Origin of the sequence: Thermoactinomyces sp. FSL K6-2592 (assembly GCF_038006465.1) — a bacterium.
GTDB lineage: Bacteria > Bacillota > Bacilli > Thermoactinomycetales > Thermoactinomycetaceae > Thermoactinomyces > Thermoactinomyces vulgaris.
Genome location: NZ_JBBOVH010000001.1, coordinates 622,223 through 634,894 on the forward strand (window position 1 = coordinate 622,223; position 12,672 = coordinate 634,894).

15 protein-coding genes are annotated in these 12,672 nt (G+C 47.6%); 10 read left to right on the forward strand and 5 right to left on the reverse strand.

The genetic code is table 11. The annotated features are described in order from the left end of the window. Nucleotides 1-8: 8 nt before the first annotated feature. The 6 genes from NYE37_RS03215 (at nt 9) to NYE37_RS03240 (ending at nt 3,452) form a co-directional block, all read left to right on the forward strand. Nucleotides 9-809 (forward strand): heme ABC transporter ATP-binding protein, encoded by an 801-nt coding sequence (locus NYE37_RS03215; RefSeq protein ID WP_037992984.1) that lies wholly within the window; start codon nt 9-11, stop codon nt 807-809. Continuing rightward, the gene (locus NYE37_RS03220; RefSeq protein ID WP_049720545.1) at nt 806-1,363 is read left to right on the forward strand and encodes a cob(I)yrinic acid a,c-diamide adenosyltransferase; all 558 of its coding nucleotides are present in this window, start codon (nt 806-808) and stop codon (nt 1,361-1,363) included. Before NYE37_RS03215 ends, NYE37_RS03220 begins: the two co-directional genes overlap by 4 nt. Before the next feature lie 53 nt (nt 1,364-1,416). Continuing rightward, on the forward strand, nt 1,417-1,773 hold the full coding sequence (locus NYE37_RS03225) for an arsenate reductase family protein (RefSeq protein WP_049720544.1): 357 nt from the start codon (nt 1,417-1,419) through the stop codon (nt 1,771-1,773). 96 nt (nt 1,774-1,869) lie between these two features. Then, entirely contained in the window at nt 1,870-2,316 is a 447-nt protein-coding gene (locus tag NYE37_RS03230) for a TlpA family protein disulfide reductase (RefSeq protein ID WP_231564551.1), read from the forward strand. A 16-nt stretch (nt 2,317-2,332) separates the two neighbouring features. Then, on the forward strand, nt 2,333-2,722 hold the full coding sequence (gcvH, locus tag NYE37_RS03235; RefSeq protein ID WP_049720543.1) for a glycine cleavage system protein GcvH: 390 nt from the start codon (nt 2,333-2,335) through the stop codon (nt 2,720-2,722). Between the two features lie 304 nt (nt 2,723-3,026). After that, nucleotides 3,027-3,452 (forward strand): hypothetical protein, encoded by a 426-nt coding sequence (locus NYE37_RS03240; RefSeq protein WP_037992978.1) that lies wholly within the window; start codon nt 3,027-3,029, stop codon nt 3,450-3,452. Between the two features lie 28 nt (nt 3,453-3,480). On the opposite strand, the gene udk is transcribed toward NYE37_RS03240, so the two are convergent. The 3 genes from udk to NYE37_RS03255 form a co-directional block, all read right to left on the reverse strand. Continuing rightward, nucleotides 3,481-4,161 (reverse strand): uridine kinase, encoded by a 681-nt coding sequence (udk, locus tag NYE37_RS03245; protein WP_329605873.1) that lies wholly within the window; start codon nt 4,159-4,161, stop codon nt 3,481-3,483. Between the two features lie 129 nt (nt 4,162-4,290). Then, nucleotides 4,291-5,868 (reverse strand): phosphoenolpyruvate carboxykinase (ATP), encoded by a 1,578-nt coding sequence (pckA, locus tag NYE37_RS03250; RefSeq protein ID WP_037992975.1) that lies wholly within the window; start codon nt 5,866-5,868, stop codon nt 4,291-4,293. A 180-nt stretch (nt 5,869-6,048) separates the two neighbouring features. After that, nucleotides 6,049-6,189 (reverse strand): hypothetical protein, encoded by a 141-nt coding sequence (locus tag NYE37_RS03255; protein WP_156097692.1) that lies wholly within the window; start codon nt 6,187-6,189, stop codon nt 6,049-6,051. 352 nt (nt 6,190-6,541) lie between these two features. Between NYE37_RS03255 and NYE37_RS03260 the strand changes: the two genes are divergently transcribed. Beyond that, complete coding sequence (locus tag NYE37_RS03260) at nt 6,542-6,916, forward strand: S1 RNA-binding domain-containing protein (RefSeq protein ID WP_037992972.1); 375 nt, start codon at nt 6,542-6,544, stop codon at nt 6,914-6,916. A gap of 93 nt (nt 6,917-7,009) precedes the next feature. Here NYE37_RS03260 and NYE37_RS03265 read toward each other — a convergent pair whose 3' ends face one another. Together NYE37_RS03265 and NYE37_RS03270 are read right to left on the reverse strand one after the other, a co-directional pair. Next, nucleotides 7,010-7,582 carry a tRNA (mnm(5)s(2)U34)-methyltransferase gene (locus NYE37_RS03265; RefSeq protein ID WP_037992970.1) on the reverse strand — a complete coding sequence of 191 codons (573 nt, stop codon included), beginning with the start codon at nt 7,580-7,582 and terminating at the stop codon, nt 7,010-7,012. After that, nucleotides 7,579-8,574, reverse strand: a complete 996-nt coding sequence (locus NYE37_RS03270; protein ID WP_049720542.1) for a TIGR01212 family radical SAM protein — start codon at nt 8,572-8,574, stop codon at nt 7,579-7,581. Before NYE37_RS03270 ends, NYE37_RS03265 begins: the two co-directional genes overlap by 4 nt. A 129-nt stretch (nt 8,575-8,703) precedes the next feature. On the opposite strand from NYE37_RS03270, the gene NYE37_RS03275 reads away from it, so the two are divergent. The 3 genes from NYE37_RS03275 (at nt 8,704) to pdhA (ending at nt 12,671) form a co-directional block, all read left to right on the forward strand. After that, a complete protein-coding gene (locus tag NYE37_RS03275) occupies nt 8,704-9,573 on the forward strand; it encodes a Cof-type HAD-IIB family hydrolase (RefSeq protein WP_037992968.1) in 870 nt (289 codons plus the stop codon). A gap of 91 nt (nt 9,574-9,664) precedes the next feature. Further along, the gene (locus NYE37_RS03280; protein ID WP_037992966.1) at nt 9,665-11,014 is read left to right on the forward strand and encodes a hemolysin family protein; all 1,350 of its coding nucleotides are present in this window, start codon (nt 9,665-9,667) and stop codon (nt 11,012-11,014) included. Between the two features lie 553 nt (nt 11,015-11,567). Further along, nucleotides 11,568-12,671 carry a pyruvate dehydrogenase (acetyl-transferring) E1 component subunit alpha gene (gene pdhA / locus NYE37_RS03285; RefSeq protein ID WP_340711769.1) on the forward strand — a complete coding sequence of 368 codons (1,104 nt, stop codon included), beginning with the start codon at nt 11,568-11,570 and terminating at the stop codon, nt 12,669-12,671. Nucleotide 12,672 lies beyond the last annotated feature (1 nt).

The following is a 12,672-nucleotide window of genomic DNA, read 5'->3' on the forward strand; positions in this document are numbered from 1 at the left end:
GACAAACGATGTTAAAAGCGGCCGGACTGGCGAAAAAGATGGGGCAACGCTGGGTGTTGAAAGAGATTTCTTTTCAAGTCAAACCAGGAGAAATGTTGGGCATCATCGGTCCGAACGGAAGCGGAAAGAGCACATTGCTGCGCCTTCTCACCGGGGAGGATGCTCCCGATGCCGGCAAGGTTTGGTTGGATGATAAACCGCTTGAATCGTATCCGCTCAAAGAAAGAGCCAAAAAATGGGCGGTATTGACGCAGGAACAGGTTTCGGATCTTTCATTCACGGCTGAAGAAGTTGTTTTGATGGGACGTTATCCCTACCGCCGCCGCTTTTTCGGACAGACCGGGGAAGACCGGCGGGTGGTGGACCGGATCATGCGGGAAACGCAGGTTTACCCGGTCAGACACCGTCCGGTTTCTGAATTGAGCGGAGGGGAACGGCAACGGGTATCCATCGCCCGGGTGATGTCGCAGGAGCCCCGGTTGCTGATATTGGATGAACCAACCACTTATTTGGACATTCATTATCAACTTGCGGTGCTGGACCGGCTGAAAAACTGGCAAAAGACGTACGGATTGACAGTGATTGTGGTCCTGCATGATTTAAACCTGGCCGCCCAATATTGCGATGCACTGCTGGTGCTGAAAGACGGAAAGCTGGTAAGAACCGGAACGGCGTGGGAGGTGATCGAGCCCGGCCTCGTTGAAGAAGTATATGGTGTCAAGCCGGTTGTCATTGATCATCCGACCCTCCATGTTCCGCAAATTCTTTTAACATCCGCCAGGGGTGTTGATCAGGAGGAGATATCATGAAAATTTACACCCGTAAGGGAGATGAAGGAAAAACCAATGTGATCGGCGGACGTGTGGATAAAGATGACATCCGCGTGGAAGCCTATGGAACCGTCGATGAGCTGAATGCGTTTGTCGGTGATGCCATCACCCGGTTGGATGACGAAAAGTTTTCCGATCTGATCCGGCATTTGACCGAAATTCAACATGAATTGTTTGATGCCGGAGCCGACCTGGCACAGGCGGGGGAAAAGCGGCAATATAAGGTGAATGCGGAGATGGTCCGTCGCCTTGAAAACTGGATTGATCATTATGAGGAAGAGTGCCCGGCGTTAAAACGGTTTATTTTGCCGGGTGGAACCCGGGGAGCCGCCGCTTTGCACATTTGCCGCGTGCTGGCGCGCCGTGCTGAACGCATGGTGGTGACATTGTGCCGTGAACAAGAGACCAATGAGGAAGTCCGCCGCTACTTAAACCGTTTGTCCGACTTTTTCTTTGTCGCGGCAAGGGTGGCCAATGTGAGGGAAAATGTGGCGGATGTGGAATATAAAAGAGGCGGCCAAGTGTTCAAATAATTTTATTCAGGATAGAATAAGAAATAATGATGTCCACATAAGGAGGGCTGAAATTGGCACTGAAAATGTACTGGTATCCGAAATGCGGGACGTGCAGTAAGGCCAAGAAATTTTTGGAGGAACACGGCGTGCGTTTCACCGAGCAAAACATCGTCGAAAACCCTCCTTCCCGGGATGAATTGGCACAGTTTGTTTCCAAAAGCGGACTGCCCGTCAAAAAGTTTTTCAATACCAGCGGCAAGAAATACCGTGAACTTGGATTGTCCAAAAAGCTGAAAGAGATGAGTGAAGAAGAGCAGTTGGATCTTTTGGCATCGGACGGGATGCTGATCAAGCGCCCGGTCATTACCGACGGGAACCAGGTCACGGTTGGTTTTAAAGAAGAAGAGTTCAAAGAAAAATGGCTGTAATGCTTCATTCGGTCTTAAAAAAGTTTACGGGCAAGCAAGCCGGAAGGCCTGACAATGTGTCGGGCCTTTATTCATACGGAACGGGAGGAATGGCACATGGTTCTGCGGTTGCGGACGGCATTGCCGGACATCGGCGGCGTCACGGAATGGGTGAATCAAGAGGTTTCAAACGACGAGCTCACGGGACAACCCGTGCTGGTTCATTTCTGGTCCGTCAGTTGCGAGTTGTGCAAGATGGGGTTTAAAGAATTGAACAAACTGCGGGAAGAACATCCGCATGTGGAATTTATAGGTATTCATGTCCCGCGTTCGGAAAAAGATACAGATGTAGACGCGGTGAAAGAAACTATCGTAAAATATGAATTGAAACATCCTCAAGGGATCGATAACAAGCATGCTGTTGTGGATGCCTTTGAGAATGAGTATGTACCGGCATTTTACTTATTCGATGCCAAAGGTCAATTAAGACACCGTTTCGCCGGCGCCAAGGCATTGTCCATGTTAAAGCGCCCGCTGGAACGGATGTCGGGAGAAATTCAATAACGGAGGGAATCGAACAATGAACGTGCCAAAAGAACTGCGGTATTCCAAAGAACATGAATGGGTGGAAACTTTGGAAGACAACAAAGTTCGCATCGGGATTACGGACTTTGCCCAAGACCAGTTAGGAGACATTGTTTTTGTGGAATTGCCTGAGGCAGGACAGGAACTGGCTGCCGAAGAATCGTTTGGCAGTGTCGAATCCGTGAAAACGGTTTCGGAACTTTATGCTCCGGTCAGCGGAAAAGTTCTTGAGGTTAACAGCGGACTGGAAGATTCGCCGGAAAATGTGAATGAATCCCCTTATGGAGACGGTTGGATGATCGTGTTGGAAATGTCCGATCCCTCCGAACTGGAGAAATTGTTGGATGCAAGCCAATATGAAGCGATGGTCAGTGAAGAAGACTGATTCTTAATGTGCCGTCACGGCCTGATTTGTCCTCCTGAAGGAAAATCTCGGTGAAAAAGAGATTTTTTACAGGAGGATATTTTTGTGCTTTCCGGCGGCCCGGGCGGCCCCTTCCCCGGATCAGGAGATTTTTAAAAGTGAAGATTTTCGGTGAACAGAAAAAATTGTCATGTTTTTTCTTTGTATAAATATGTTTGGATAATAGTGATTTGTGATAAAATATATAAAAGACGCCTTATCCTTTATAAAACCGAATCGCACCAGGATATGTCGCCGATCATGAGTGGGACAGGGGGGATCGCAGATGAGTTATTGTTGTGGCGCATCAACCATCGGATTTATCGGATCGTATCGTTCAGAGTCCGTCATGGTTCATAAGGTGCCACTGATGTACTGTCCGGTTTGCCATGACGTTCAAGTTCATCCATCGGTGAGAGAAGAGTTCGAGCTAGTGGTGGAGTACGCTCGGGAAGATCGCGTAAGAGAAGTCACCCTCCGAGATACCATTACCCCCGAAATGATCGCTGAATGGAAAGAATATGGCGTAAGTTTTCAAGAGTCTGAAGACTTTGAACCCATCTTGCGCGAACAAATTGATCATTCACTTGACTTGTTGAGAGTATCAAAAGTATTAAATGATAAAGAGTGGGGCGAAGAATTGAAGCATCGTCTCCACGTGTTAAGCGATCAGCTGAAAGAGCTCGAAGAGCAGAAAGAAGAAAGCAAATAAGAAATCCAGCCTAGGTCGTGAATGCGATCTAGGCTTTTTTATTGGAAAAGGAAGGAGCTTTTTGCAAATAAGTCCGGATTTGATTGAGCAAAAGATTGATGGCCACCTGATTGTGCCCTCCTTCAGGAATGATGATGTCGGCATAACGTTTGCTCGGTTCGATGAATTGCATGTGCATCGGACGCACAACGGTCAGATACTGGTTGATCACCGAATCCAGATCTCTTCCTCTTTCTTTGATGTCGCGGTCAATTCTTCTTAAAATCCGGACATCCGCATCCGTGTCAACAAAAATTTTGATATCCATCAGATTGCGCAAACGTTCATCTTCCAAAATCAAAATGCCTTCCAAGATGATGACATCTTTGGGCTCGAGATGTACGGATTCTTTTGCCCGGGTGTGCCGTGCATAATCATAAACGGGTTTTTGAACCGGTTGGTAGGTTTTCAGCTGAAGGAGATGTTGATACAACAAATCGTTGTCAAAGGCCAAAGGATGGTCGTAATTGGTTTTGATGCGTTCTTCAAAAGGCAAATGGGATTGATCTTTATAATAAGAATCTTGTTCCAGATAAACCACGGATTCCGAAAACTGTTCCACCAGTTTTTTGGCAATGGTCGTTTTGCCTGAACCGGTTCCTCCTGCAACACCGATAATGACAGGTTTTGTTGACATGACTGAGCTTCCTTTCTTTCGTCCAAGCTTCACCTTTGCTGATCATACCAATAGATTACATTGATTTCAACAGATAACAGGATGTCAAAAAATATAAAATAAGCGTTTTTGTTAATAAAAAAACAGCTCTTGAAAAATAAGAGCTGTTTTTAAAAGAAAAGTTCAGAGCCGGGGGCCGGCGTTACGAATTTTATCCTTGATATTTTTAAATTTCGCGAAATGGGTGTGGAACCGACGGGACAATTCCCGTGCTTTTTCGTCATAAGCTTTTGGATCGTCCCAAGTGTTGCGCGGATTCAATATTTCATCCGGGACGTTCGGGCAGGTTTTGGGCATGGACAAACCAAAAATGGGATCCGTTTCATAATCCGCTTTTTTCAGTTCCCCGGAAATGGCGGCACGGACCATGGCGCGCGTATATTTCAAATCCATGCGTTTGCCGGTTCCATAAGGCCCGCCGGTCCAGCCGGTGTTGACCAAGTAAACATCGACTTGGTGTTTGTCAATTTTTTCGCCCAACATTTCCGCGTAAACCGATGCTGGGCGGGGCAGGAACGGAGCGCCGAAACATGTGGAAAAAGTGGCTTCCGGCTCCGTGACTCCCCGCTCGGTTCCGGCCAGCTTGCTCGTATAGCCGGACAAGAAATGATACATGGCTTGCTCCGGCGTCAACTTGGAAATCGGGGGCAATACTCCAAAAGCATCCGCCGTTAAAAAGAGAATGACTTTCGGGTGTCCGGCGATCCCCGGAATGACTGATCCAGAAATATGATGAATGGGATAAGCGGCGCGTGTGTTTTCGGTTAACGAAGCGTCCTCGTAATCGGGAACCCCGTCTTGATCCACCACGACATTTTCCAGAACGGAGCCAAAGCGGATGGCACGGTAGATTTGCGGCTCTTTTTCTTCGGTAAGGCCGATGCATTTGGCGTAGCAACCGCCTTCCATGTTAAACACCCCTTGGTCGGACCAGCCGTGCTCGTCATCTCCGATCAACGAGCGTTCAGGGTCTGCGGACAACGTTGTTTTTCCGGTTCCCGACAGTCCGAAAAAGAGGGCCACGTCTCCTTCCTTACCGATGTTTGCAGAGCAATGCATCGGCAGCACACCATGTTCCGGCAGCAAGTAATTCATGACACTGAATATGGATTTTTTCATTTCCCCTGCATAACGGGTTCCGGCAATGATCACCATTTTGTGCTCAAAGCTGACGGCAATCACCGTTTCGGACCGGGTTCCGTCCGATTTCGGATCGGCTTTGAAGTCCGGGGCACAAACCACGGTGAATTCCGGCTCGTGCGTTTCCAGTTCTTCTTTTGAAGGGCGAATAAAAAGCTGATGTACGAACAGGTTTTGCCAGGCATACTCATTGATGACCCGGATCGCAAGGCGGTAAGCGGGGTCTGCGCCGGCAAAACCGTCAAAAATGTAGAGTTCTTTTTCTGCCAGATAGGTTTGTAACCGTTTTAATAAACGTTCAAACTTCTCCGGTTCCATGGGTTGATTGACGCTTCCCCAGTCGATGTGTCCATCGACGGAAGGTTCCTGAACGATGAATTTGTCTTTGGGTGAACGTCCGGTAAAAGCCCCTGTGGTTGCGCAAATGGCGCCGGATTCTGTCAAAACGGCTTCTTTTCTCAAGATGGCGTGTTCCACCAATTGGCTGACAGGGAGGTTGATGTGCAATTTTCCCCCGAGGTGAAGAGAAGGTTCATTTTTCGTCGGGATAACCATGCTCATATTTACATCCACCTTTTAATGAGATTCCGAATCGATTGTGATATATTAAATCACCGATTAGTATAACATAATTATCCGGATAAGGTGAATAGGATCATTTATTTTTTTGGTAAGGAACAAAAAAAGAAGAACCCGGTACAGGGGTTCTCCTTTTTTGAGAAGGATTCGGCTGGGAATGGTTTATTTTGAATGATGATTGTTTTCGTTTTTCAAATGGGTTTTGGTTGCTTCCCGAACCACCCGGATCGCTTTTCTTTCTTCCGCCTGATCTTTCTTTGCCTTTTCCTCAATGATTTTCACGTCATTCACCGAATGATGCACAAAAGTAGCCTCCCAACAATAAAGTTTGCGCGGCACGGGTTTTTCATGGAGGATGTTGCCGCTTCATCCCCGCCTCAGGTCTGTCCAACAGAATCAGAAAGGGATTATACAATCACATATCCTTTCAAATTCCCTTATAAGAAAAATATTAAACTAAGAAACAGGTGGGAAATCAAGTGCATATTTTGCCATGGTTTTGTGTATATTTTAAAGGCAAAGGTTTGGATCTGTGGAGACAAGGAGATAAATAAAACAAGCGCATCATCGGGTGCGAAGACATTTTTACCCATTGACTTTTACGAAAATAAATGGTACTTTTGTACAGAATTAATTACACTTCGGGAGTGTTATAATGAGCGTGTTAAAGGAAGGGGCCGTCGTAGAAGGGGAAGTGGTTACCACCAAACCGTTCGGCGCATTTGTCAAACTGGAATCCGGAGAAACGGGTTTGGTTCACATTTCTCAAATCTCGACAAAATATGTGGAAAAAGTTGAAGATGAGTTGCAAGTAGGTGCAAAAGTTAAAGCGAAAGTGCTTTCTATTGATCCTTCAGGAAAAATCTCCTTGTCAATAAAAGCGCTCCAGGCGGATCGTCCGCGTGATCGAAGAGGAGGACGGTCCGGTCGAAGAAGTTCGACGGACTTCGAAGACATGATGAAGAAATGGATGAAAAGCAGCGAAGAACGACTGAGTGCCCTTGCAGCCAAGCAAAGAAAAAACCGATAATGTTTCATAAATCAGCAATCAAACATCTTCCAGGAAGCCGGGAAGATGTTTTTATTATAAAAAGACGGATCGCCGGAGCGGGGATCCGTCTTTTTATGACCGTTTTTCGATCATCAGCAATGAAGGGGACCGGTCCCGGTTGATCATCTGTTGCCACATGACTTGAAAAGAACGGGGGGACAAGCCGGAAGCCCACTCAATGACGTGACCGGCTTCTTCTTGTCCGCCCGGATGGCCGGTGTACAGAGCTGCAATCAGCAGTCCGCCGGATGTTAAAAATTGGAGGGCCTGTTGCATGGCTCGGACGGTGGTGTCGGGACGGGTGATGATCGTTTTGTCCCCGTGCGGGAGATAGCCCAGATTAAACATCACGACTTGGACCTTTCCCAAGAGTTTTTCCGGCAACACTTCGTGCATTTGATCATGGCTTTTTTGGAACAATGTGACTTGACGATGTGCATTTTCCGCCAAGAGACGCCGGTGGGTCTTTTGGATGGCTTGTTCTTGAATGTCAAAGCCGAAGACTTGTCCGTCCGGTCCGACTTGCCTGGCCAAAAACAAGGTGTCATGGCCGTTTCCCGTTGTGGCATCGATGGCCGTCCCGCCGGGAGTTAATGCTTCGGACGCCCATTGGTGGGCACTTTGCAAGATGGATGGAAGAATCATGCTTTTCCTCCTGACATGGATGTGGAAGGCGTCAGCGGCTTGCGCGGTTTGGCTTTTTTTCCCTGCCATGCGTTGCGCTTTTTCAATTCGGCGTCAATGGCATTGAGCACGCTCCATTTGTTGGTGCTCCACATCGGGCCGATCAATAAGTCCGGGGGCCCGTCGCCCGTCAACCGGTGAATGACGATGTCGGGTGGGAGAAGTTCCAAGGAATCGGCGATCAAACTTATATATTGATCTTTTTCCAAAAACCGGATGAGCCCGGCTTCATATTGCTTCGCCATCGGCGTGTTTTTTAATACATGCAGCAAATGGATTTTGATCCCTTGGATATCCATGTCAGCGCAAGCTTTGACGGTTTCCAGCATCATTTCTTCGGTTTCGCCCGGCAGGCCGTGAATGATATGGGCACAGACACGGATTCCGTGTTTCCTCAGTTTATCCACGGCCTCCAGAAAACAGGCGAAGTCATGTCCGCGGTTGATCCTTTTGGCCGTTTCATCATGGATGGTTTGCAATCCCAACTCCACCCACAAATAAGACCGTTCGTTGAGTTCTTTCAGATACTCCACCACATCATCCGGCAGGCAGTCCGGCCGTGTTGCGATGTTTAAGCCGACAACGCCCGGTTGTTCCAAAATGATTTCATACATATTTTTCAATGTTTCCACGGGGGCATAGGTGTTGGTGAAAGCTTGAAAATAGCCAAGGTATTTGGCTTCCGGCCATTTTTGATGCATCCGCGTTTTGACTTCGTGAAATTGTTTTAATAAATTATCACGCCGGTTTCCGGCAAAATCCCCGGAGCCGCGTGCACTGCAAAACGTGCATCCGCCGACGGCCACGGTTCCGTCCCGGTTGGGACAAGTAAATCCGCCGTCCAACGCCACCTTAAACACTTTTTGCCCAAAAACCCGGCGCAAATGGTGATTCCATGTGTGATATCGTTTTTCTCCCCAACGGGAAGGGGTTTTGCATTTATTGTTTTTCATGGTATCATCCTTGTGTTTTGTCTGCTGTCAAATTCCATTGACCATTATACATGATTTGGTTCAGGATGGTTAAGGGATGGTTGGTTGGGGTAAGAAATGATTTGTCAGCATCGGGAAGGAGTGGGGAACATGGTTCAAATGATTGCAACAGATATGGATGGAACATTATTGAATCACGAAGGGAAGATCAGTCCGGAAAATCAAAAGGCGTTGCGTTTGGCCCGGGAAAAAGGGATTTTGGTGGTCATTGCAACCGGGCGTTCGTACCAAGGCGCCGTCACGGTTCTCGAGGAAGCCGGCCTCCGATTGCCTTTGATCCATTTGAACGGCGCTTGCATCCGGTCGGAAAAAGGGATGATTCTCCGGGAGATTTCTCTGGATGTAAATCAAGTCCGGAAGCTGCATGAAGCCTTCCGGGCAGCGGGGATTTATCATGAGCTGTACACCTCCGGCGGGATTTACTGCAATCGCGACGGATTTCAAAATCTAAAAGGAGAGCTGGACCGGCTTCAAATCGATCGTTCGAAGGTTCAGGACTGGATTCGGGATTTGGCCAAAAAACAATTTCGCACGACGGAAATTTGCGACCGGTATTATGAAGATGTGATGGAGGAAGCGAAATCCCCCGTCTTTAAAGTCCTGGCTTTTTCGTTGATGGAAGAAAAACTGGCCGAAGCGCGCGAAAAAGCAAAATCGGTTGCCGGGGTTTGTGTGACCAGCTCGAACGGGCAAAATATCGAAATCAATCATCCCGAAGCGCAAAAAGGGATCGCAGTGGAGTTTTTCGCCCGGCTGCATGGGATTCCGATGGAACGAGTCATGGTCCTGGGCGATCAATTCAATGATCTTTCCATGATGAAACGGGCCGGCGTCAGTGTGGCGATGGGAAATGCGGAGGAAGAAGTGAAAAAAGCCTGCCGTTATGTCACACGCACCAATGATGAACACGGGGTGGCCTACGCGATTCAAACCTGGGCCGGCATTGAAGCGGTGGTATAGAGGGGGAAAACTCTTTGTGGGCCGGAATACGGTCTCATAAAGAGTTTTTTTGCTATAATAAGAACGAGAACGCTTTAGGGGGCATTGACAATTGGAAGATCCTGACAGTTGGTGGGTGCTTGGAGTCGTTCTTTTATTGGTGCTGTTTAATTCCGTTTTTGTTGCAGCAGAGCTTATGGTGCGTCATACGCCGGCAAAGAAGAGGCTGGAAATGTCGTTGAAAAGGTTGGATATCCACCAATATGTTTCTGCCGCGCAACTCGGGATGACGGTATCCTCTCTCGGTTTGGGATGGATGGGCGGATCTTTTTTGTTTCAATGGATGGAATCCGGGCTGAACCGTTTCGGCCTGTCAGACGGAGCCGTTCAGATCATTGCTTTTTTCTTGGTTTTTTTGTTGTTGACATTGTTGCATGCGGTTTTTGGCGAGATCTTTCCGAAGCTTTTTGCTCTTTCCAAACCGGAAAATTTAATGTGCTTTTTGACGCCTTGGGTGCTTGGCTGTTACCATGTATTTCGTCCGGTTGTCCAAATTTTGCGGCAATTGACCGTTTTCCTCTCGCGGAAACTGGGAATGGATGCAGGCGAGCAAAGGGTTCCATCGGAAAAAGAGATCCGGCAATCGCTGGAGCAAAGCTATCAACACGGGGTGATTGATCAAACCGCTTTTGCTCTGGTGGATAATGTCTTTGCATTGGTTGACCGTGTCGTGAGGGAAGTGATGGTTCCCCGGGTGGAAATGGTCTGCCTGTATAAAGGGCAATCGAAACAGGAGATGTTTCAGACGATCCGGCAGTCAAGCCACATGTGGTTTCCTTATTGCGGGAAAGACAAAGATGAGATTCTCGGCGTGATCCACATCAAAGACGTGTTTGAAAAGATGAGGGAAGGCGATGACTTTTCCGTCAGGGATTTGGTTCGTCCGGCGATGTTTGTGCCCGAGACGATGGAGCTCAAAGCCATGCTTCGCCTTTTTCGGCAGGAAAACATCAGACTGGCGGTGGTCATCGACGAATTTGGTGGAACCTCCGGACTGGTCACGATGGAAGACATCATGAATATGATGCTGAAAGAGATTCCCCGTCCGTTGCCTGAAGAAAGGCAACCGCTGTCCGGTTCAATCAAGATGGAGATCGATCCGGGATGGTTGATCGACGAGGTGAATCAGGTTTTTCATTGTCATATTCAGGACGATCACAATGACACCATCGGCGGATGGCTTTTCTCCCGGTTGGAGAAAGCGCCTGAAGTCGGAGACCAAGTCGCCTTTTCCCATTTGTTGTTTCGGGTGAAGCAAGTGGATCATTTGCGGATTAGTAAAATAGAAGTGTCACTTCATAAAAGGCATGCATGGATACCGGAAGCAGAGCGGACCGGGGAGATTCGTTTTTCGGAACCGGTCAAATGGGAAAATGTCATGCCGCAATTTTCGGAACACTGAAAGGCCTGGACAAATTTCCAGGCCTTTTGGTGTTGTTTTTGTATGTATATCTGACGGTCTGAGATGAATTGCTGTGATTTCTGTTCTGAGTCAAGAGGTTTGGCTGATGGGCGGGTCCGCTTCCAAAAAAGCGCACATGAAACGTCACCTCTTCGTTTAAAAATTTAATGGATTATTATTCAGAGAATCAAAAACCTTTCTATAGAATGTACCATTTTTTAATTTAATTATAAAGGGATTTATTTCTTGAATATTTAATATCATCAATTGTTTTTTGATGAACATGAAATGCATCCGGGAACATGCATGGAGCGTGTTTGTGGATGGGTAAGATAAGGAAAGTACAAAATGATGCTCTTGAGCGATTGACAAATTTGCTGTGAGTTGTATTATTGAGGAAAGGCCATTTGTTTCAAAGCAAAAAAGTTAATAAAATCAATTGCTTTCCCTTGATTATTTTTGTTGTTATAAAACAGAATAAAAAAATGGGTGTAACAGTGAAACGCTTTCACTGATTGGTTTTTTGAGACTAATTCAAAGAGGTGAATGAATCATGGCAAAAACAAAACAAGCTGCCGTCTTTGGCAAAGCGGAAGTCAGCCTGAAACCGTTAGAGCCGTTTGCCATCCTTTCTCCGGAAGGGGAAGTGATCAATGAAGAACACATGCCGGAGTTAAGCGATGAACAGTTGAGAGAATTAATGAGAAGAATGGTCTTTACCCGTACATGGGATCAGCGTGCGGTCAGCCTCGCCCGCCAAGGACGCCTGGGGTTCTACGCGCCGGTTTCCGGGCAGGAAGCCACGATGATTGGAAGCGAATACGCTTTGAATAAAGATGATTTTATTTTGCCGGGTTACCGGGATATCCCGCAAATTTACTGGCATGGCTATCCGATGTACCAAGGGTTCCTGTGGTCCCGCGGCCATCAGCACGGCGGGGAAATTCCGGAAGATGTGCACGTCCTGGTTCCCCAAATCATTATCGGGGCGCAATATGTGCAAACATCCGGTGTGGCCATGGCGTTTAAACGCCGCGGGGAAAAACGCGTTGCCATCACCTTCACCGGTGACGGAGGAAGTTCCCAAGGGGATTTCTATGAAGCAATGAACTTTGCCGGCGCTTATCAATTGCCCGCCATTTTTGTCGTGCAAAATAACGGTTATGCAATCTCCACACCGTTCCGCAAACAAACAGCGGCAAAATCCGTCGCACAAAAAGGGGTCGCTGCCGGTATTCGCAGCGTGCAAGTGGACGGAATGGACGTCCTGGCCGTGTACCGTGTGGTGAAAGATGCCGCCGACCGTGCCCGCAACGGTGAAGGACCGACCTTGATCGAGGCCATCAACTACCGTCTCGGAGCGCACTCCATGTCCGGTGACGATCCGTCCCGTTACCGTCCGGAAGATGAACCGGGACAATATGAAAAAATCGAGCCGTTGGTTCGTTTCCGCAAATACTTGCAATCTAAAGGACTGTGGACGGAAAAAGACGAAAACCAAGTGATTGAGGAAGCAAAACAAACCGTTTCCGAAGAAATTAAAAAAGCGGATAAATATGAGAAAATGACCATTTCTGGTTTGATTGACTCCATGTTTGAAGTCACGCCTCCGAACCTTGAAAGACAAAAAGCGGAATATACAAAGGAGGGGAAATAAG